Raw genomic sequence first — 20,957 nt, 5'->3', positions numbered from 1 at the left:
ACGGTCTGATGTCGATTCCTTCTCCGATATATACTTGCAAATCGTAGATTACCTAATAAACCATCATCGGGTCTCTCCAAGCCTCGCAATGACGTACGAAAACCGGCCTCGTCATTGCGAGGAGCGGGCGACGAAGCAATCTCGTCCACTACAATGAGATTGCCACGGCTTGATTTCGCTTCATTCGCCGAAAGAAGACTGAAACTAGCAGATTACATAACAAACCGATCATCAGCTATCTCCAAGCTTCGCAATGACGGCATACCTAACTATTAAAAGATTTATTCTCTTCCTTACTACCCTGTTACTTTGTAATTGCAGCGAAAATGACGCTAACCATTCCACCGTAAAGCTCTCTTTTGATGATAACTACGTAATGGAATGGGCCGCGCTAATTTCTCTTTTTGAAGAATATGACGCCAAGGTGACCTTCTTTGTCTGTTGCATTGGTCAGATGAGCTGTGAGGAAAAAGAAGCAATCGTCGAACTAAAAAACGCAGGTCACAGTATTCAGGCCCATGGAGAACTACACGTTTCTGTAAATACCTATATGGCAAACGGCACCTACCGGGAATACCTTAAGGATGAGGTTGACGAGAATATCCAGCAACTGGCTGCTCTGGGCATAACGCCATCGCACTTTGCCCTGCCCTACGGAGAACATTACAAGTGGATAAACCTAGCCCTGTGGCGAAGATTCAACGGCCTACGGGATGTGGTGCCAGCAAAGGCCTATCAGAAAGCTATTGTTTCGGCACCCGAGAGTTACCGCAACCGTCGGTGGATTGCGTCCGCTGAACTCGAAAACCAAAATTTTGACCGATACCCCTGGGACAACATCGCTGCTAGCCTTCGTGAAAAACCGGCTACGCTATATCTCAACACCCACCGCCCCGGAGTCGAAGGTAGGTACGAGCTAAGCAAGAACAATATTCGGAAGCTCTTGGATTGGGGGAAAAGGGAGGGGTTTAGGTTTGAAAGTCTGTAGGATAGTTAATCTTCCTCATTGCGAGGAGCGCGCACCGAAGCATTCTAGTACACTACATTAAGATTGCTTCGGCTTCGCTTGGTACTCCAATAAACAACAAAAAAAAGAGAACACGTAATCACCGATTCATCATTGATTTCAAAGCCTCTCAATGATCTTCCAATATTGACAAGAAATCAGGAAGAAATCAAGAATCGTAATGGTGAAAAGGTCTAGTTGTGTTTGCATTTGCGCTCACAGCAGTAATGCCAGTCTGAATAGTTTGTTGTGTATCAAAAAAAGACCAATGCTTTCAATTTGTGCCATTTCAGAGTGGATAGGCACTGCAATTTAGGCAATCATTGATTGAAAAAGTTAACCAAACGACTTAAAAAAAATTCCTTCAGTTCTTTTAGCTATTTACCTTACATCCTACGCACTTGATAAATTTAAAAAGCACCATCTTTCGCTGTTTACATAAAAAGTTCTCAGCAGTACAACGCAACATAGACAACCAAATTCCGAAACTTGATCTGCAAGAAAAGCATATTAAAAATTTACGAATTATCCCAAATAGACATATATTATTGGCACAGCTCCAAAAATATAGTGTTATAGCTGAAATAGGTGTTAATGAAGGATTGTTCAGCAGAGAAATTCTTTCCACATGCAACCCAAAAAAACTCCATTTGATTGATACGTGGAACTCCAATAGATATCATGACGGCCTTAGACTAACTGTTCAATCTCAACTCCAAAAAGAAATAGAAAAAGGTCAGGTAGTTATAAACCATGGGTATTCAACGGACGTCGCCGAACAATTTCCTGACTTCTATTTTGACTGGATATACATTGATACAGATCATTCCTATTCTATGACAAAAAGCGAACTACACGCGTACAAAAAAAAAGTTAAACCAGGCGGTATAATGGCCGGACACGATTATGCACAAGGAAACTGGGGAAAGCTGTTACGCTATGGTGTTATGGAGGCAGTTCATGAGTTTTGTATCAACGAAGAATGGGAGCTTATTTACCTAACGGTAGAAATGTCAATAAATCCAAGTTTTGCAATTCGAAAAATACCGTAAAAACAAAAAGAATCTGTATAATACTTTGGACTTATATTTAACTTTAGAAGTCCTACATTTACTGAGCCTAGGCTTTCCACAAAAAACCTAAAACACATTGCTAAGCGAAACGTCATACCTTCCTTTAATCCATAAAATAAAATCATACTTAATTGACCGGAGGCCGATCGGTTTTGGGAAAATCCTTTTCTTGCTGGACAGCATTTTCTTTCGTAATTTACCCAAATACGAAATCCTGCTAAAAACTCTATATAGGTTTCCTCTTTACATTAATCCCAGCTACGACAGGGGCATAGAAAAGAAAATCTACCTGACTGGCACGTATGAGAAAGGAGTATTGAAAATAATCAATTCGCTGATTAGTCATGGGGATATCGTGGTGGACGCCGGTGCCAATATTGGACTGATCACTGTTTTTTGCGGTTTAAAAGTAGGCGGTGAAGGATTGGTAATGGCTTTCGAGCCACATCCTGAAACGGTCTCGATTTTGAGACGAAATGTTGCCATAAACCACCTCCCCCAAGTAAAAGTTTTTGAACTGGCCTTGGGCTCAAAAAAGAGTAGTGCGAAAATTTATTCCAACCTCCATATCAACCGTGGTGCAGCTTCAATGGTAAATTTTAAGGAAGGAGCTCCATCTTTTGAAATTCAAGTGGATGTTTTGGATGATGTGCTTTCCAGCATTCAGCAGGATAAGGTCAATCTCTTGAAAATCGATGTGGAGGGTTTCGAAATGGAGGTGTTGAAGGGGTCACAAAATCTGCTCTCGAAAGAATACGGGCCAATTTTGGTCATAGAATGTTCGACTACCCGACAGAATTTTCAATATTCTATGGAGGATTTGTTCAATTTTCTCACTAAAACAAACGGATATTCAATCTTCCGATTTGGTATCTCTAAGGAGAAGATATCAAAACTTGTTCCAGTGAATTCTGTAGACCAACTGCCGCATCATGACAATATCGTTGCCTTCAAACCATTCCATTTAGCCACCCTAAGAAAAAGTAAATCTATCTTTTGAAGCCATCGAAAGTTGCTTTTTTGTTACATGAATTTCCTACCCTAACGGAGACATTCATCCTAAACCAGATTATATTCCTCATCCGAAATCATATCGATGTTCGGATTTTTGCACTTTACCCTGGTGATTTTTCCAAACTGCACCTTCAGTATCAGGGTTACGGACTTGAAGAAAGATTGACTGTTGTCGGAGTGATTCCCAAAAAATTGACTTCAAGGCTTACAGAAACCTTGCGCTTTTTCAAATCTTACGGGCTTTGGGGTAACCTTGGTTCCTTCTTTAAAACGATTAATCCATTCAGTTTTGGAGCTGCCAGTTTGAAGCTGACACACTTTATACATTATACCCGGCTATTTGAAACACAGTCCTGTGATTTGATACATGCGCATTTTGGACAAATGGGTTCCTTTTTTTCAAAACATGTTGCCATGGGATTGCTCAATAGTAGGCCCTACCTGGTCAGTTTTCACGGCTATGATTTAGTGCCCAGTGAATATCTAGATAACCAAATCCGCTACCAAAGCATGTTTCAAACGGCCAAGATATTCACCGTAAATTCAATGTATACTGGGAAACTGCTGGACAAGGTCAACGCCGACCTTGATTCCCGGGTTAGGTTGCTTCCCGAAAGCCTCGATACGCGCCTTTTTGAAAAGAAAAAGAATTCCGAGGTAACGCTCGGTCAAAGGAAATACAAATTGATTTTTGTAGGCAGGTTGGTAGATTGGAAGGGTCCTGATACTGCAATCAGGATTGTCGAAAAAGTAGTCAAAGACTTGGGATTTACCAATCTGGAACTATCGATTATCGGCAGAGGGCCTATGTTTTCCCAACTTGAAAATATGGTACAGGAAATGGGGCTTTCCCGGTACATAAAGCTTTTGGGAGGACAAGAACAATCTGTGGTGAAATCAATATTGGCCGAAGCTGATTTATTTATCTACACCGGACGAGCACAACAAGATACCAAGCGGGCAGAGAATCAGGGGCTAGTTTTGATGGAGGCACAGGCAATGGGTTTACCAGTAGTAGCATTCGATGTCGGCGGCGTTGGTGAAGGTGTGCAGGACAAGATAACAGGACTACTTGTACCCCCAGAGCAGGTCGAGGAGTTTGCAAGTAAAATGGTGGAGCTTATGTTGGATACTGAGAGGAGAGAGGCAATGGGAGAGGCGGCCAGGTCTTTTGTTTGTGACAACTATGATATGGAAATCCTGGGAGAAAAACTTTTGGAGATTTATAGTGAGGTACTCTCATGAGTTCGGTTTCGGTAATTATTCCTGTATATAATAGCCAAGAAACGCTTGAAAGGGCAGTAGCCTCCGTCATTCATGAAGCACTTGTTTCAGAAGTGCTGATTGTAGACGATGGTTCTACCGATGGTTCTTTGGAGCTTGCCTTGGGCTTGGCTGAGAGATTTTCAGTGGTTAGGGTATTGCAACATCCTAAAGGCAGCAACAAGGGAGCTTGTGCTTCGAGGAATCTCGGCCTTGCCCATGCGCAGTCCGATTGGATACAGTTTTTGGATGCGGATGATGAGTTGTTGCCAGGAAAGATGGCGGGACAGCTTGAGTTAGCAAATAGTGAGGTCTTATTTGTTGTGGGTAATAGCATTCATGTATTTTCGGATGGCAGAAGGCATTTTAGGACGTCAGATAAAGATGTTTGGAAAGGCCTTATCAGAAGCAATCTCGGTACTACGAGTTCAACCCTTTGGAATCGAGAATTTATTGTAGAGCTTGGAGGTTGGGATCAACAACTTCAAAGCAGTCAGGAGTATGATTTAATGTTCAGACTTGTTCAGAAGAATCTGAAAGTAGCGTTTGATTCTTCTTCTAAAACTATTATCCATTTCCGTGAGCAATCTATCAGCAATAACCCCCAACAAAAGGAAAAAAGAATCCAAAATTGGTTGAGTCTGAGGGAAAGAATCAAAAATCATTTACTTGAATCGAAACAGTTTGGATTGAAATACCAATATGCTTGGTCAGGAGCTGTGGGGCAATTTTGTAGCACACAAGGTGCTGTCTTGCCAAGTCAAATCAATAAGTTCCTTTTTAGGGCTTATGAATTAGAATTGTCTCTGAAAAAAAGCATATATCAACTAATAAAACCCTAAATGATTAAGAAATTATTAAAGGACAGCTTTTTCCATGTCCAATATTGGTATTTCACAGAGTGTTGGAGGACTATCAAAGAGCAAAAGAGTTTGGGAAAAGTGTTCCGATATTATCCCCAATACATGAAATCCAATCTGGATTATTCAAAATCACCACTTTTTATAGGAATTCCCTGGATTACTTTTGAGGCTATAGCATACCTGGAATCATTGATAAAGCCTGATTTTAAAGTTTTCGAATTTGGGAGTGGAGGTTCAACTAGATTTTTTACCGAACGAGTTTCGGAAGTCCATAGCGTTGAACATGACGAAGCGTGGTACTTGAAAGTAGGGAATGAACTTGGCCATTATCATAATTCAAATCTATCCTGGCATACTGGAGTAGTTGTTCTAAAGTACAACTTGGACGTGGTGCTAGATGAATCAGAAGACAATCTTGATTATTCAAAGTATGCTAGCAGCATTTGCGGATTTCCAGATGATTACTTTGATCTCATACTTGTCGATGGCAGGGCGCGAAATGCCTGTGTCTCAAACTCCTTGAGGAAGTTAAAAAAAGGAGGCTACCTGATTTTGGATAACTCAAACAGGAAATCATACATCCAAAGTCTTGATAAATTAAAGTCCTGGTCTTCAATAACGAGTTTTGGGCCTTCCCGTGGAACAAAAAAATTTACCCAAACAAGCATATACAAAAAACCAAATCATGGAATTTAGACATGTTTTGATAACTCGATTCAATATCTATTACAAGACCAAAATGGCCCAACAAGGCCATGAACCAGAAGTATGGCTTCAGGAGCGTTTTTTGATTTTCCAGAAATTCTGTTTCCCTTCCATACTAAATCAGTCCAACAAAGATTTCACATGGTTGATTTATGTTGATAGCGAAACAAACCCTGGAATCCTTGAGGCACTTCAGGAATTGGTCAAGCCATATTCATTTATCCTTTTGATCCAAAGAGTGTTTCAGCATTTTAGTTTAAAGCTTGTCCTAAACGAAGATATTCACAAATACTTTGGTGAGGGTTTTCAATATCTTATTTCGAGCAGGGTAGATACAGATGACATGCTCCACAAGGACTTTATTCAAAAAGTTCAGGAAATGTTCCAAAGACAATCATATGAAGCATTGAATTTCAACAAAGGTCATATCTACGATATAAGTACAGGAGTGACGTCTGCCGCAGTACACAAGTATAATCCATTTATTTCCCTAATTGAAAAACGCACTAAAGCAGGTTTCAAAACGGTGTTTCATAAGATACATATTGCATACAAGGATGATCCAAATCTAGTAAAGGTGGGGAATTATAATCCTATGTGGTGCATGACGGTGCATGGACTAAATGTGAGCACAAGTTTTTATGGCAGGGTAATAAAATTTAAACAGCCGGATCTTAAGCAGATATTTGACTTCGATTTCCAAAAGAAACCTACAACTAATGCAATCTTCCAATATTCACTGAGATCCTACAAACGAAAATGGTCAAAGATCAAAGTTAAACTCAACGTATTTACCAAATCATCAAAACCAAATGTCGAACACCAGCAATCAAATTTCCTTTTTCCATAGGAGGCTTGCAAGGCCTCTATACGAAATCATACGTCCTCTACAGTCAATTTTTAACCTTAAAAAGAGAACTTTCTTCGATAAATTTAAAGTCAGGACAAAAGAAGGAGTTGAATTCTGGCTTTTTAATAATGCATTTTATTGGGAAACAGAGATTTTTTGGCAGGGCTTTAACAAAATCAACTGGGAAAAGAAAACCAGGGAAATATGGGGGGAATTAAGTTATTCTTCTAAAACCATTTTGGATATTGGTGCTAACACCGGTATTTTTTCCATTCTTGCCAAAGCGTCGCATCCTAATGCCAGTGTTTTTGCCTTCGAGCCGCAACCAAATATTTTTGAAGTATTAAAGAAAAATAATACCATTAATGGTTTTGACATTTATTGTGTCCCCTTGGCACTTTCTGACCAAGAAGGGGAATTACCTTTTTATAACACAGGATTCTCTACTTTTGAAAGAAATAATACGACTCATGGAAGTTTGAATAAGGAATGGAGGACTGAAAAACAAGCTTCTATCATTGTCAAAGTTGATCGTTTGGACAATTTTTTGATCAAGCAACAAGTAGCGAAGGTTGATTTGGTAAAAATCGATGTGGAAACCTTGGAATATGAAGTTCTTAAGGGTTATGGAAGCTTACTGAATAAACACCGACCTATTTTAATCTTGGAAGTACAAAACCAAGATATAGGGGAAAAGGTGGCAAGCCTGTTTGATATTCATTCTTATGCCTTTTATTGGGTCAATGAAGACAGAGGACTACTTCCTGTACAATCTCTTGGAGAAAATACATCCCAAGAACATTTGAACTATTTGATTTGTCCCGAAGAAAAACAACCATTGGTTAAGAAGTTTCTGGCAGATGTCTAAGCGAATACTCATCATTCCTTCTTGGTACCCAACATTAAAACGACCATTGAATGGTTCATTTTTTCAAGAACAGGCTCGGTTTCTTCGGGGAAATGCCGATTTGGATATAGAGGTGCTTTATGGGGAAAAAAAATCCACCCCTTTACTGCGTTGGATTTGGATATTTGTACATTCCTGGTTGAAAAGTACTTGGCCGATATCAAAGGAAAAAGTAAAGCAGGAACCAACGGCTTATGGATTTGACTTTCCTGCTAACAGAAGGGTTCCTGATGCTTTACAAATCCATTTGGAGCAACGCATTTATTGGAAAGCTTACCAAAGTCTGTTGCGAACAGGGTGGAAACCTAACCTGATTCATGCCCAAAGCGGTATGGATGCAGGTATTTTTGCCAACCATATAAGCAATAGAGCGAATATTCCTTTTGTACTCATAGAACACCAAGTGGTGATTTTTCATCATTATTCGAGGAAAAGGGCCAACCTTGTTTTGAGATCCTATAGAAATGCCCAAAGTTTAGGTGCTGTCAGCTACGTCCATAAACGGCAAATCATAATGCATGAACCGAAGTGTAATCCACTTGTTATTCCAAATTTAGTTGATGAGACCAAATTCATGTTATCTGACCGTTCCTTATTTTCTTCTTTTCAGATTCTCGCGATCATGTATTTCCATAATATAAAGGGGTTTAGAACTTTTTTTGAAGCGCTGAAGAATTTGAAGGAGAAGGGTATTGATTTTAAGTTTACTGTAGTTGGTAAAGGAGGGCATTTTTTTAGACAAGAAATTCACAATCTGGGTTTATCAAGTCATGGGCAATTAATCGAAGAACTTGAAAGAAATGAAATCGCGGAGATTTTTGCAAAATCCCATGTTTACGTATGCAGCTCTGATTTTGAGACCTTTGGCATAGCCCCTAGGGAAGCGATGATGTGTGGGCTGCCGGTAGTCAGTACCGCAAATGGTGGGGTGGAAGACAGCATCACTCCAGAAATAGGTTTGATCGTACCAATTCGTGATTCGCAGGCGATGTCTGAAGCAATTCTGAGAGTGATGAAGAATTATTCAAAATTTAGCCAGAAAGCAATAAGGGAATTGGCTATAAGTCAATGTGGGAGAAAAACTTTCTTAACGAGAATGACAAAATTTTATGTTCAGTAGTGTAATTAGAAAATATCTAAAGAATATTCTCAAGAAAGCCTTTCAACGAAAGTCTAGTTGGTTGAGGAGTATGAAAAACCTGATTCAAGAGATTGAACCGGATAAAACGATTTTTTTGGAATATCCAGTTAGTTTGACTCCCCGATATACAACTCAAAGATATCACAAAGGAATAGCTGGTATTTTAGAAAAAAATCATAATAACTACCAAAGCCTTCTTCATGAGTTCTTGGGTTTCAGTGCGCAATTGTTATCAATTGCCATTGATAAGCTGAAAAGAAAAGAGCTTAAAGATCCGATCTGGATAAATGGTTATCTGCCTGGACTAGATACGGTCGGTCTTTATTGTATGGTTGTAATTAATAAGCCTCGGATATATTTAGAAGTTGGTTCGGGAAATTCGACCAAAGTTGCCAGAAAGGCAATTCTGGATAATAATCTAGAATCCAAAATTTGGTCAATAGACCCTGCCCCAAGGGCTGAAATAAACGATATTTGTGATCACATAATTCGAAAGCCACTGGAACACGTGGACTTAAATATTTTTAAAGAATTAAGCGCAGGAGATATTTTGTTTATTGATAATTCCCACCGGGTGTTTATGAATTCGGATGTCACTGCTTTTTTTTTAGATATATTACCAATTATCGAGAAGAGGGTAATCATTCAAATACATGATGTGCTACTTCCTTTTGACTATCCAGAGGAATGGGCTCAACGATTCTACTCTGAGCAATACATGCTTGCCATGCTGTTGCTTTTTGCCTCAAACAATGTGGAGATAATTCTACCAAACTATTATGTGAGCCAAACAACCGGACTGGCAGATATTCTTGATCCATTTTGGAATAACCCAAAACTGGCAGGCGTCGAAAGACATGGCGGGTCGTTTTGGTTTAAAATGAAGTGACCGCTTATGTTCCTTATTTCGGTAATCATACCCGTATTTAATGCAGCAAAGTTCGTTGAAGAGGCTGTAAAATCGGCTTTGGAGCAGCAAGAGGTAGGTGAGGTAATACTTGTGGAGGATGGTTCAGAAGATAGATCCCTGGAAGTTTGTAAAAAAATCGTTCAGAAATTTGAAAAGGTTCATCTATTAACTCATCAGCATGGAAGGAATATGGGGGTTTGCCATAGCCGGAACCTGGGAATTAGAAATGCTCAGTTTGATTTTATTGCGTTTCTAGACGCCGATGATTGGTACCTTCCGAACAGGTTCTCCAAGGAAAAGTTGCAATTTGAAAATCCAGATGTGATGGCAGTCTATTCTGTCTCTTCTATCGAGTATCAAGATGGGAGAGAGTCAATGTTTGGTTGTGATTATGATTTAACTTTAGGATCTGCATCTAATAGTCAAAGAGACGTTTATTGCCATATCATGCGTCACGATGTTATTTTAGGACATACCAATGCCAATACTTTTAGAAGAGAGGTATTTGAAAAAGTAGGGATGTTTGACACTAGGTTAAGACTACATGAGGATACGGAATTATGGAACAGGATAGCAAGGGCTTTTTTGTTCCATGCGGGTGAACTGGTTAAACCTGTATCTGTTGCAAGGAGGCATAACAGTAATTCCATATCGATGCGTTCGAAGGATTCTCAGTTACTTTTTCTATGGGTTTGGATTGACAACATAGGGTTACAAAAACTTTTTACCTGTGAAAAAGAAAACTTCATCTATCTGTACGCACGTTCGATATCAAATGATATCAGATGGGGTTTGCTTCGGAAGATTGTTTTTCACAGTATTAACAAGTTATTGAACCTAATTCAGGACATTTTTATTCGTTATTACTATTTTTCCTTTCAAACCACAAAAGCTTGATGATCAGTTTGGTTATACCACATTTCAAGGACGTTAAGAGGTTGATCTTTCTGCTCAACCATCTAAACCATCAGGCATTGGAAAAAAAAAAATTGGAAGTGATTGTGGTCAACAATGATCCGGATATTCCTTTGATGTTGCCCGATACTTTGACTGTAACTTACAGTCTGAGCGTTTTGGAGGAACCCAAGCCCGGATCCTATGCTGCCAGAAACAAGGGCATTGAAGCAGCCCGAGGAGAAATAATTGCTTTTACAGATTCCGATATGCTTCCGGATTCCAGATGGTTGGAGATTGCCTTAGGATGTTTTTTAACCGATAAAAGTAAAGAGATAGGGATATTAACTGGGCCTGTTCCATTGTTTTTTAAGGATCCCAATCATCTTACACCAGCAGAAATCTATGAAAAATATACAGGATTTGATTTTGAAGGATATGCAAGGGAAGGGGCCTGTGGAGCGGGCAACTGGTTTTCCTATAAGTCAGTCCTGGAAGAATTTGGGAGGTTCAGAGAGGATTTGAAGTCAAATGGAGATACCGAATTATCTTTGAGGATTTCCCAGAAGTACAAAGTCATTTATGTACCTGAACTAATAAATAGGCATCCTGCAAGGTTTACTATAGACGAACTGGTCTTTAGATATCAAAGGATTTTAGGAGGGGCTTATACAAGAAAATTTCAAGGAAATAAGATTGGATTCTTTCTGCATACCATAAATTTCATTTTCAGAAGGTTTAGGTTTTCAATTAAGAAGTTTTTTACCGTTCCTATGGCTGAGTCCTGGGCTATCTTTAAAGTTTGTAATGCTTTGAGTTGGGGTGCAGCGATTGAGTATTTTCGCTTGATTATGGAGGGGGGAGGAAAAAGATAGGTTGCAGACATGATGGTTAATAAAAGCAATTCTTTAGTATCTATTGTTATTCCTGTTTTTAACAAAGCCTCTTTTATCCGTGAGACTTTGGAGTCTGCTTTAGAACAAACTTACCTCAATACTGAAATAATTGTTATAAATGATGGAAGTACTGACGGTTCATTGGAGATTTTGAAAGAGTTTGGAAAAAAATACCCACACAAGATATTTCTTATTGATTCGGTTAACCGCGGTGTCTCTGCTGCGAACAATTTTGGTATTAAAGCATCCAGGGGAGATTATCTTCAGTTTTTGGACGCAGACGATTTGATTTCAAGCGATAAGATAGCCTCACAAATGAAATTGCTTTCAGGGAAGAGACCTGAAGTATTGGCCTCTTGTGAATGGGTGAATTTCAAGGACAATAAAGATTATGTTGGCAGGTTTCCTTACGGTGTATTTCAGGGTTTTGATTCTGGATTGGATTTGTTGCTGAGATTTTGGGACAATCAAGAGATGCACCAACCAGCGGTATATTTAACTTCTAGAGATTTAGTTCTAAAAGCAGGCTTATGGGATGAAAGCTTGAGAATCAATCAGGATGGGGAATTTTTTTGCAGGGTCTTGGCCTATGCTGGTGAAGTGGTTTTTGAACCGAAAGGGAAGGTGTTTTACAGACAACCGGGAGAGGGAAATGTTAGTCAGCAAAGGTCAGCCAAAGCAGCACGTTCCTTATTGGATTCTTATATCAGATATGAGAAGGCTGTTTTGGTTGTTGAAGATTCTGACCGTGTGAGAACGGCGCTAAAAAAAGTTTACCTGAAATTTGTGTATGATACTTTCCCTGACTATCCACTTCTATTGTCGGAAGCGAAAAATAGGATAAAGCAACTTGGAATAAGGCAAAGTGTATTTATTGGTGGCCCAAAATTCCAGTTCCTATCCAAATATCTTGGATTTGGAACAGCTTTAAGGCTTAAGCGCTATATCAATTAACTTCTAACCAATTCCTGATTGTTTTCTATTCTCATTCCACTTTTTAACAAGAAGCAATTTGTTTGCAGGGCATTGGATGCTGTTTTTGGACAGCATTTCAAAGATTTTGAAGTAATTGTTGTGGATGATGGCTCCACAGATGGAGGAGGGAATTTGGTAGAGGGGCAGTATGGGAAAATGGTAAAGCTGATTAGGCAGGAAAACAAAGGGGTTTCCCAAGCTAGGAATAAAGGAATCCAAGAGGCAAGATATCCCTATATTGCCTTTCTGGATGCAGACGATTACTGGCACCCAAATTATTTAAGTTTTTTATCAAGGGTTATTGAAGAAAACCCCGAGGTTGGAATTATAGGTTGCCATTATGATCCCATTCAATTGGAAAATGAACCCAAGCTTTCCTACTTCAGATTGGAGAATTATTTTAAAGATGCAGTTTACAATACCAGGTTCTTCACTTCAGCCACCTGTATCAAAAAAGAGTTCTTTGAAATTCAACCGGGATTTGATCCTGATTTAAGATTGGGAGAGGATATTGATGTTTGGCTGAGGGCCTCTTTGTATTTTGGAGATGGAATATATATTCAAAATACTTTGGTGTATTACAGCCAAGAGGATTCCTCGGGTGCCACAGGAAAATCATATTCTTTAGATCAGACTTTAATCCCAAAATTGTTGGGTCAAAAATACTTTTCGGATTCTATAGGTGCTTCTACCTGCACTATGGAGACCTTTATTAAGTTTCAAAGCAAATGGGTCTATTTGAATTTGTTTCCACATTTTGTTAGAAATCATATAATTATTAAAGAAGTGCTTTCCCGGATCCCAAGGAAATATTTTTTTATTCATACTTTTTATGCTTTACCTAGTAGTTGGATGAAAGTGTTCTTTTCCAAAAAAAAATTATCTAGTTTATTTAGAAACTATATAAAGTTCTGTTTTCGGTATATTTATACATCATAGTTTGAAAATTCTAAGAGTGGTTTCTGAATTAGATTTTGGAGGAGTAGAACAAGTTTTGGCAAATTCTATTCCGCTTCTGTCCCAAAAGAGTGGAGTGGAAGTTTCGATAATAGTTCTATGGAAAGGTGGAAAGGTGTCGAATCTGCTAGCTAAACAAAATATTGATATTCATATCCTTCATTTTAATCCTAGAATACCTAACCCTAAAATCCTGAGAATTCTGTATAAGATGATCAAAGAGTTAAAGCCGGACGTGTTGCATAGCCAAGGTGGAGAAGCCAATTTTCATGGGATATTGGCAGGTCATTGGGCCGGTGTAAAAACTATTATTGGAGAAGAAATAGGGATTCCTAATCATCATCGTTATTGGAAATTCATCTTTCGATGGGTTTATTCCAAAGCCCAATTAATCATTGCAATTTCGCATGCAGTTAAGGACAATATTGTGGAATTGGGAGAGGTGGTAGAGGATAAAGTAAAGGTGGTGTACAACCCGGTTTCTATTGGAGAGATTGATCACGATGCATCTACTGAAATGGCAGGGAGGTTGAGTGATGAAATCGAAAAGCCATTTGTGTTTATTACAACATGCAGGTTGGTCCCGATAAAAAACCTGGATAGATTGATTACTGCTTTTTCTGAAATGGAAAAGGAAGAAAGTGAAAAGCCAAAGGAATTATGGATTGTAGGGGATGGGCCTTTGAAAGAAGATTTGATCCAACAAGCCAAGTCTCTAGGTATAGGAGGTAAAATAAAGTTTTGGGGATTTCAGGAAAATGTTTCCGTTTTTTTGGAAATGGCTGATGCTTTTGTCTTACCATCCCTGATGGAGGGTTCATCAGTTTCTTTGGCTGAGGCAATGGCTTGGGGCCTACCGTCGGTGATTACAAAAATTGGTGGGGCACCTGAAATATTGGGAAATAGTAATTCAGGAATATTGGTTGATCCTTTGGATGTATCCTCTATTAAAGATGCTATGTCAACTTTGGCAGTCCTTAAAGCTACCGAAAGAAATGAAATGGGAGAAAGGGCCAAAAGGGAGTCAGAGAGATTCTTGCCTGAGGCATACATTATATCTCTTATAGAGATGTACAAATCATGAAAATTAGGATTCTTCAATGTATCGAAACCATATCCTCAGGAGGTGTTGAACAGACCCGTCTGACTTTGGCCAAATACCTTCCAAAGAACCGCTTTGAAATAAAAATCATTTGTACCTATGCCGGTGGACCAGTTGCGGAAAGTCTTAGAAATGAAGGTGTCGAGCTGATTGTTGTCGGATCGATGAAGCATCCATTTAATTGGAGAATTCATAAGCACGTACAAGCTGTGATTTCAACATTCAAGCCACATATTATTCACGGTGCTATTTTTGAAGGCAACAGTATGGCGGCTATTTCAGGATTTATCACGCGAGTTCCGTGTATTATTTTGGAGGAAACCTCTGATCCCCAAAACCGTTCATCCAAAGCAAATTGGCTTTTGAGACAGTTGATGAGAGTTGCAGATGCCATTATAGCGATTTCCCCTGATGTCAAGCAGTATTTAATTGCTAAGGCAAAAATTCCTTCCTCCAAGATCAGCATGGTATTCAATGGGGTGACAGTTCCTTATCGAATTCCTTCATTGGTAATTGCTTCCAAAAAAGAGGAGCTGGGAATCAAAGATGATGAAATCGTCATAGGATTTGTAGGCAGACTGTACAACGACCACAAGAGGGTTACCGACCTTATAGAGGCTATTGCAATAATCAATGATAAAAAAGTAAAATTATTGATTGTAGGAGATGGCAATGATAAATTTTTAATAATTGATCAGATTAAGAAGTTTAATTTGGATAATCAGGTTGTGGTAACTGGTTTCCAAGAAAACACAAGTTTATTTTATTCCTTGATGGATATATTGTGTGTCCCATCATCAAGAGAAGGTTTTGGTTTGGTAGCGGTGGAAGGTATGTTGCATCAAAAACCTGTAGTCGCCTCCAAAGTAGGGGGCCTTCAAAACATCATTTCAGAAAGTGAAAATGGATTCTTGGTACCGCCACTTCATCCGGAAATTTTAGCAGGTAAGCTAAAGATTTTGATTGATTCCAAAAGCCTTAGGGTTACGATGGGTCAAAGAGGTTATCAGCTAGCAATGCAGAATTATACAGGTGAAAAGTATGCCGAAAAGATTGGTGAATTGTATCTTTCAATCTTGAAAAGCAAAAAAGCTTTTTCAGACGAAAATAAATCGAAAAGTATTGCTTGACATAATTGTTATTTTGGCCTTGTTAATCGCTTTAGTCAACTCAAACTCGACTATGGCAAGAAAGTTTGGTTTGCCTAGTAAGTATGAGGTTCATCTACACTACCTTCTTTTATACCATTTGTTTCTAAGTCTGTTTTTTACTTGGTATATCCTGAATTTCGGTGGTGATTCCCAAGGATACTGGCGCTTCGGAATGCAACAGGTAATGCTTAGAGGAGACATTACGTGGTTTTCTTATTTTGGAGAAGGAACAACTTTTATTCTCTGGTTATGTTATATACCAAGTCAGGTTCTTGGACTTTCTTATTTGACAGGTAATATTCTCTTTGGCTTTTTAGGTTTTATTGGAATTCGTTATCTATTTATCTTAGTTGCCAAATTATTCCCAACAAATCATAAGGTACTTAATATTCCCCTGTTTCCATGGATATTTTATTTTCTAAATCTTCATTTTTGGTCTGCCGGAGTGGGTAAGGATGCTGTTTGCTTTTGGGGGATTGCCTGGTTTTTATTTTCGTTGCAGGAATATAAAAGCCGATGGTGGCAGGCAGCTATAGCCTTGTTTTTTGTATATATGGCAAGGCCTCATATGGGACAGGCTTTGATTTCCGGCGCAGGGATAGCCATTCTTTTGGGTTCTGAGGTAAGGATCAGCTACAAAATCATTTTAAGTAGTATCGCTGCGATTGGAGCAGTTTACCTTTTGCCCAGTACGCTCGACGCATTGAGGTTGGAAGACTTGTCTATTGCGTCTATGGAAAGTTTAGCTGATTCGAAAGTAGGTAATTTGAATTCCTCCCATGTAGGATCGCGTTTGGACTTGGCATCTTATCCTTGGCCCTTAAAATTGTTTACCTATATGTTTCGTCCTCTGTTTATTGATGCCCATAATTTCGTCTCGTTTTTCTCTTCCTTTGAAAATGCGCTTTACTTGTGGCTAAGTTTCTTTATTTATAGAAACTGGACGCCCGAAGCGATAAGGGATATGCCCTTATTTATTAAAGCAGGTATGATTACATTCATTCCTGTTGCACTAGCATTTATGAATTCTCTCAGTAACCTCGGCATCATCATGCGTATGAAAAATATGACCATGATCTATTTTTTGCTGTTTTGCTTTTACCTGATCGCTCACCATAAAAAAACAGCTTTTCTACGGGTAATGAACAAAAAACGGTTTCTTCAAAGAAGAAAGGAGATCATTGACCGGAAAAATCATACCAACGTCGCGAAATCCTAGTGGCAAAACCCGACCGACCGAAGGAGAGAAGTGTTCTCCTTCTAACGAAATACCCACGCATGGCTGCCAGCAGCCGACTAAGAACCTATCAGTACCTGCCTTTCTGGCATAGTCAGTTTGACCGGGTGAAGGTGTCTCCTCTGCTCAATGAACAATACCTCTCTGAACTGTATTCCGGCAAGGCCATTAGCAGGCTAAATGTTTTTGGGTGCTTTTTGAAAAGAGCCTATGAATTGCTTTTTGCCTATCGGTATGATCTCATTTGGATAGAAAAAGAGCTTTTTCCATATTTACCCGCGTTCGCAGAATGGATTCTTTCGAAAACAAAGGGATTTTTAGTCGACTATGACGATGCCATTTTCCATAACTACGATCATAGTCATAACCCCGTCGTCCGGCAATTCTTGCCAAAAAAAATTGCCAACGTAATGCGCCTTTCTGACTTGGTATGGGTCGGCAATCCCTACCTGATGGACTATGCGAAGCAGGCCAACGCCAAACGCATCGCCTTCCTGCCTACCTGTATAGATCCGAATCGGTATCGACTAAAGTCCCACAGCAATCCGGTATCCATTTGTATAGGATGGATCGGCTCGCCTACCACCCAAAAATACCTGATCCAGATACTCCCTGTGTTGGAATCGCTCCATAGAAGATATGGAGTGAAGCTTCTCGTTGTAAACGGTTCAGAAAGACTTCCCTTTTCGGGAGATGTAGAGACGATACCCTGGACCGAACAGGGAGAAGTTGAGGTTATTCTGCGAATGGACATAGGCATCATGCCTCTCCCCGACTCTGCTTGGGAACGAGGAAAATGTGCCTACAAGCTTATTCAGTACATGGCCTGCGGAATCCCGGTAGTCGCCTCTCCAGTGGGCGTCAATGCTACCGTCGTGTCGCACGGAGTGCATGGTTACCTAGCAGAAACACCTCAGGAATGGGAAAACTACCTTGGCGACCTTATCCTTCACCTAGACAAACGGATCGCCATGGGAAAGCAAGGACATCAGCAGGTGATGGCATCGTATACTATGGAAAGAAACATCGCACGGATTCAGCAGGGGCTTGAAGCACTACCCTGATCACCACACGCGAAACAATAAGCTGATTGTCAATCGCTACACATTACAAGATTTCTACTGGAATCCCACACACTATAGCGCTAAAAATGAAACTCCCAATTAGGTAATCCAAATGAGTTTGTCAGCCTTGGCTCCTTTTCGACAGAAAACCAAAAATATCCTGTTCATCTCATGGGACTCCTCCAATAGCAATTATATGGAGAACCTTTTCTTTCCAATTTTCGCTAAAATTCAAGATTCTACGTCTTATAGGATAATCATTTTACAGTTTTCTTGGGCTTCTCCGACCGAAAAAAAACGAATCCAACAACTCGCTACTACAAAGGGTCTACACTATTATCATCAACCCGTGATGCGAAGAGGACCTCTGGGCCTTGCTTATTCCCTATGGCGGGGCATTCAAAAAATCAAATCAATACTACAGGACCATTCCATACAGATCGTAATTCCAAGATCGACCAATCCGGCGATCATGGTCAATCGCTTGGGAAGATATTTACGGCAGCGCGGTGTAAATATACTGTTTGACGCAGATGGACTGCCTATCCAGGAACGTATCGATTTTTTGGGACGGGATCCGAATGGGTTGGTTATAAAATGGTTGAAAAAGCACGAGAATTGGTGTCTTGCCACAGCTGACCAAGTACTCACCCGATCCAAAAAATCCGTCGACATACACCTACAAGCGTCGCCGAACCTAAAAAGGGAGAAGTTCGCGGTCGTTTCTAACGGACGGGATCCAGCCCACTTTCAAATTGACCACAAAAAACGCCTGGCGATACGTACTGAATTTGGTTTGGCCATGGATGATGTGCTTTGGGTATATGCCGGGGCACTAGGACCAGCCCACGAGTTGAAAAACATGGTAAACCTTTTTTTGGCTTACAAGGAACTTCGCCCGAGCAGCCTTTTTCTCCTTTTGACACGGGATATTCATTTTCTTCGTTTAGAGCTTGGGGACAAACTACCCCATGGAATCAGGCTGATGGAAACGCCTTTTGAAAACATACCGGGATACCTTTCTGCCGCAGACTTGGGTATAAGTCTTCGGAAGCCCGCCAAGAGCCTGGCAGGATTGGCTCCCATCAAAGTCGGGGAATACCTGATGATGGGAATGCCCATCATTTCGAGTGCTGGCATAGGAGATACCGAAGAGGTTCTTGCGGGCAAACCGTTCGCGTTTCTCTACGAAAAAGGAATCACGGAAATGAATGTGCTAGCCAAATGGGTAGATGATGCTTCCAAAATGGATAAGACTCAGATCCGGAACTTTGGAATTGAGCACTTTGGTATTCAAAAAAGCGTAAATGAATACGTATCGGCATTGGACGGGATTGCTTCGGCTTGAAATCGCTTCATTCCCTGAAAGACTACTCGAAATAGCAGATTACACGCCAACCTATCATCGGTTCTCCCCAAGCCTCGCAATGACGGGCAAATTATTACGGGGAACCACAAAGCAACCTCAAATTATAAAGTCGTCATTGCGAGGAGTACAGCGACGAAGCAATCTCGAAAACTACCATGGATTACTTCGGCCTGATATCGCTTCATTCCCCGGAAGACTACTGGAAATAGCAGATTATATCATCGGTTCTCTCCAAGCCTCGCAACAACGGGCAAATTTCGTCCGTAGGCTACTATTTCTACAATGTTTCAGCCGCAGGCACTATTTCGGCCACCGGCCATATTTCCACTTTATTTCAGCCGAAGGCACTATTTCAACCCTGGTTTGTCCGAAAACCAAACTTCCAACCGTCTTCTAACCCTTCCCGCTTGAAATTGGCCAATACACCAATGGATTTCCGAAACATGCTTTCCCTGCTACCCCAAAAACTACGTCACGAATGGGAAAAACTCATTTACCTCCGACCATTTGTCAGTAAAAACCAACACCGTAACATTTCTCCGGACAACACCCTTTGCTTATTTGCCATCCCCCGTAGCGGCTCCACCTGGCTGGCAGACATGCTGCATCAGATGGACAAATCCGTACTTTTTAACGAACCACTTATAACAGTTCCCAATCCCATTGACCTTGGCAAGCCCATTGATCCGCTGTTTGTACGTGCGGAGGAAGTAAAAAAACTGGGATTTCATTACCTGCAACCGATCCCCCACTCCGCCGAATGGCCGGAGGCAAAGGATTTTTTCAAGCGGCTACTCACGGGAAGGATCCCCTCCCGGTTGCTGTACGACCTCGACAGCGGGCGTCAAATTCTTCGATCCGAACACCTCATCGCCCATTTTAACCACGCAAACCTACTGGCTGCCTGGCTTCAGCGGCAATTTAATTTCAAGTCCATCGTGCTGCTTCGGCATCCCTGCGCGGTGGTTGCCTCACAGCTTGACGACCCGAGCATCGGTAGGGCAGTGCAAAGCACACCCACATCGATCGCGGATTTCAAATACAACGAGCTATTTACGTCAGAAACGGATCTGATAAAGCAGCTAAGAACCAAGGAACAGTTCTTGGCGTTTCTTTGGGGCGTACAGGTGCGGGAGATCCTGTACCGAAACCCCGAAATCAACCGGATGTTGGTGGTGCACTACGAGTACTTGGTCGTAAACTTTGATGCCGAAATCAAGCGGGTTTTTGGTTGGATAGGCCGGGAGGTTCCCGAACACGTATGGACGTTAAGAACCCTTCCGAGCAAATCCGTGCTGAACCCTGGCGCCCCTCACCATTACGATGCCCACCATCTTGAAAATTGGAAAAACCTTCTCACCCCCTCCCAAGTCCGACAGATCTTGGATGTAGTGCGGGAATTGGGCGTAAACGTCTATGGAGAAAACACCTTTCCGGAGGTTTCCGGATGAATGGAATAGGTTAGGGGAGACATAAGAAAGGAGACGTTAGACGTTAGATATGAGATGTGAGATTCGCGAAATTTACGATCCCATTTCCTTTCCAAAACCGCATATCCGGAGCGAAGACAACTGTCACGG

General features: G+C 40.6%; 20 protein-coding genes. All 20 read left to right on the top strand.

The annotated features are described in order from the left end of the window. The first annotated feature begins 253 nt into the window (after positions 1-253). Positions 254-988 (top strand): polysaccharide deacetylase family protein, encoded by a 735-nt coding sequence (locus ADIS_RS00910; RefSeq protein WP_035804187.1) that lies wholly within the window; start codon positions 254-256, stop codon positions 986-988. Positions 989-1,407: 419 nt separating this feature from the next. Further along, positions 1,408-2,058, top strand: coding sequence for a class I SAM-dependent methyltransferase (locus ADIS_RS00905; protein WP_010852354.1), 651 nt, complete (start codon positions 1,408-1,410; stop codon positions 2,056-2,058). A 97-nt stretch (positions 2,059-2,155) separates the two neighbouring features. Beyond that, positions 2,156-3,079 carry an FkbM family methyltransferase gene (locus ADIS_RS00900; protein WP_010852353.1) on the top strand — a complete coding sequence of 308 codons (924 nt, stop codon included), beginning with the start codon at positions 2,156-2,158 and terminating at the stop codon, positions 3,077-3,079. Continuing rightward, positions 3,076-4,338: a glycosyltransferase family 4 protein gene (locus ADIS_RS00895; RefSeq protein ID WP_010852352.1), complete on the top strand. Its 1,263-nt coding sequence runs from the start codon at positions 3,076-3,078 to the stop codon at positions 4,336-4,338. The genes ADIS_RS00900 and ADIS_RS00895 overlap by 4 nt, the downstream gene beginning before the upstream one ends. Beyond that, positions 4,335-5,198 carry a glycosyltransferase family 2 protein gene (locus ADIS_RS00890; protein WP_010852351.1) on the top strand — a complete coding sequence of 288 codons (864 nt, stop codon included), beginning with the start codon at positions 4,335-4,337 and terminating at the stop codon, positions 5,196-5,198. The genes ADIS_RS00895 and ADIS_RS00890 overlap by 4 nt, the downstream gene beginning before the upstream one ends. Positions 5,199-5,321: 123 nt before the next feature. Then, complete coding sequence (locus ADIS_RS22100; RefSeq protein ID WP_155906987.1) at positions 5,322-5,915, top strand: O-methyltransferase; 594 nt, start codon at positions 5,322-5,324, stop codon at positions 5,913-5,915. A 43-nt stretch (positions 5,916-5,958) separates the two neighbouring features. Continuing rightward, positions 5,959-6,774: a glycosyltransferase gene (locus tag ADIS_RS00880; protein ID WP_238325348.1), complete on the top strand. Its 816-nt coding sequence runs from the start codon at positions 5,959-5,961 to the stop codon at positions 6,772-6,774. Further along, positions 6,737-7,642 (top strand): FkbM family methyltransferase, encoded by a 906-nt coding sequence (locus ADIS_RS00875; RefSeq protein ID WP_010852348.1) that lies wholly within the window; start codon positions 6,737-6,739, stop codon positions 7,640-7,642. The genes ADIS_RS00880 and ADIS_RS00875 overlap by 38 nt, the downstream gene beginning before the upstream one ends. After that, entirely contained in the window at positions 7,635-8,801 is a 1,167-nt protein-coding gene (locus tag ADIS_RS00870; RefSeq protein ID WP_081634837.1) for a glycosyltransferase, read from the top strand. The genes ADIS_RS00875 and ADIS_RS00870 overlap by 8 nt, the downstream gene beginning before the upstream one ends. A gap of 70 nt (positions 8,802-8,871) precedes the next feature. Beyond that, positions 8,872-9,711, top strand: coding sequence for a class I SAM-dependent methyltransferase (locus ADIS_RS00865; protein WP_155906985.1), 840 nt, complete (start codon positions 8,872-8,874; stop codon positions 9,709-9,711). Positions 9,712-9,717: 6 nt separating this feature from the next. After that, positions 9,718-10,629 carry a glycosyltransferase family 2 protein gene (locus ADIS_RS22095; protein ID WP_010852343.1) on the top strand — a complete coding sequence of 304 codons (912 nt, stop codon included), beginning with the start codon at positions 9,718-9,720 and terminating at the stop codon, positions 10,627-10,629. Further along, complete coding sequence (locus ADIS_RS00855; RefSeq protein ID WP_010852342.1) at positions 10,629-11,501, top strand: glycosyltransferase; 873 nt, start codon at positions 10,629-10,631, stop codon at positions 11,499-11,501. Before ADIS_RS22095 ends, ADIS_RS00855 begins: the two co-directional genes overlap by 1 nt. 9 nt (positions 11,502-11,510) lie before the next feature. Beyond that, entirely contained in the window at positions 11,511-12,476 is a 966-nt protein-coding gene (locus tag ADIS_RS00850; protein WP_010852341.1) for a glycosyltransferase family 2 protein, read from the top strand. An 18-nt stretch (positions 12,477-12,494) separates the two neighbouring features. Beyond that, positions 12,495-13,436 carry a glycosyltransferase family 2 protein gene (locus tag ADIS_RS22090; protein ID WP_010852340.1) on the top strand — a complete coding sequence of 314 codons (942 nt, stop codon included), beginning with the start codon at positions 12,495-12,497 and terminating at the stop codon, positions 13,434-13,436. Position 13,437: 1 nt separating this feature from the next. After that, positions 13,438-14,538, top strand: coding sequence for a glycosyltransferase (locus ADIS_RS00840; protein ID WP_035804183.1), 1,101 nt, complete (start codon positions 13,438-13,440; stop codon positions 14,536-14,538). Beyond that, on the top strand, positions 14,535-15,686 hold the full coding sequence (locus ADIS_RS00835) for a glycosyltransferase (RefSeq protein WP_010852338.1): 1,152 nt from the start codon (positions 14,535-14,537) through the stop codon (positions 15,684-15,686). The genes ADIS_RS00840 and ADIS_RS00835 overlap by 4 nt, the downstream gene beginning before the upstream one ends. 52 nt (positions 15,687-15,738) lie before the next feature. Beyond that, positions 15,739-16,926 (top strand): hypothetical protein, encoded by a 1,188-nt coding sequence (locus tag ADIS_RS00830; RefSeq protein ID WP_010852337.1) that lies wholly within the window; start codon positions 15,739-15,741, stop codon positions 16,924-16,926. A gap of 59 nt (positions 16,927-16,985) precedes the next feature. Further along, complete coding sequence (locus tag ADIS_RS00825; protein WP_010852336.1) at positions 16,986-18,008, top strand: glycosyltransferase family 4 protein; 1,023 nt, start codon at positions 16,986-16,988, stop codon at positions 18,006-18,008. Between the two features lie 352 nt (positions 18,009-18,360). Continuing rightward, positions 18,361-19,356: a glycosyltransferase gene (locus tag ADIS_RS00820; RefSeq protein WP_155906983.1), complete on the top strand. Its 996-nt coding sequence runs from the start codon at positions 18,361-18,363 to the stop codon at positions 19,354-19,356. A gap of 428 nt (positions 19,357-19,784) precedes the next feature. Next, complete coding sequence (locus ADIS_RS00815; RefSeq protein ID WP_035804181.1) at positions 19,785-20,828, top strand: sulfotransferase domain-containing protein; 1,044 nt, start codon at positions 19,785-19,787, stop codon at positions 20,826-20,828. Positions 20,829-20,957: the final 129 nt, after the last annotated feature.

Source organism: Lunatimonas lonarensis, assembly GCF_000390185.1.
GTDB classification, from domain to species: Bacteria; Bacteroidota; Bacteroidia; order Cytophagales; family Cyclobacteriaceae; genus Lunatimonas; species Lunatimonas lonarensis.
Note: the sequence above shows the minus strand (reverse complement) of the source record. Positions and strands in the feature narration are given on the sequence as shown.

What these genes read in the sequence shown, in the direction of transcription:
- ADIS_RS22095 (WP_010852343.1), top strand. Translation starts at nt 9,718, where the DNA reads ATGTTCCTTATTTCGGTAATCATACCCGTATTTAATGCAGCAAAGTTC.
- ADIS_RS00830 (WP_010852337.1), top strand. Translation starts at nt 15,739, where the DNA reads ATGGCAAGAAAGTTTGGTTTGCCTAGTAAGTATGAGGTTCATCTACAC.
- ADIS_RS00890 (WP_010852351.1), top strand. Translation starts at nt 4,335, where the DNA reads ATGAGTTCGGTTTCGGTAATTATTCCTGTATATAATAGCCAAGAAACG.
- ADIS_RS00850 (WP_010852341.1), top strand. Translation starts at nt 11,511, where the DNA reads ATGATGGTTAATAAAAGCAATTCTTTAGTATCTATTGTTATTCCTGTT.
- ADIS_RS00910 (WP_035804187.1), top strand. Translation starts at nt 254, where the DNA reads ATGACGGCATACCTAACTATTAAAAGATTTATTCTCTTCCTTACTACC.
- ADIS_RS00865 (WP_155906985.1), top strand. Translation starts at nt 8,872, where the DNA reads ATGAAAAACCTGATTCAAGAGATTGAACCGGATAAAACGATTTTTTTG.
- ADIS_RS00835 (WP_010852338.1), top strand. Translation starts at nt 14,535, where the DNA reads ATGAAAATTAGGATTCTTCAATGTATCGAAACCATATCCTCAGGAGGT.
- ADIS_RS00880 (WP_238325348.1), top strand. Translation starts at nt 5,959, where the DNA reads ATGGCCCAACAAGGCCATGAACCAGAAGTATGGCTTCAGGAGCGTTTT.
- ADIS_RS22100 (WP_155906987.1), top strand. Translation starts at nt 5,322, where the DNA reads ATGAAATCCAATCTGGATTATTCAAAATCACCACTTTTTATAGGAATT.
- ADIS_RS00875 (WP_010852348.1), top strand. Translation starts at nt 6,737, where the DNA reads ATGTCGAACACCAGCAATCAAATTTCCTTTTTCCATAGGAGGCTTGCA.
- ADIS_RS00820 (WP_155906983.1), top strand. Translation starts at nt 18,361, where the DNA reads ATGCGAAGAGGACCTCTGGGCCTTGCTTATTCCCTATGGCGGGGCATT.
- ADIS_RS00870 (WP_081634837.1), top strand. Translation starts at nt 7,635, where the DNA reads ATGTCTAAGCGAATACTCATCATTCCTTCTTGGTACCCAACATTAAAA.
- ADIS_RS00855 (WP_010852342.1), top strand. Translation starts at nt 10,629, where the DNA reads ATGATCAGTTTGGTTATACCACATTTCAAGGACGTTAAGAGGTTGATC.
- ADIS_RS00825 (WP_010852336.1), top strand. Translation starts at nt 16,986, where the DNA reads ATGGCTGCCAGCAGCCGACTAAGAACCTATCAGTACCTGCCTTTCTGG.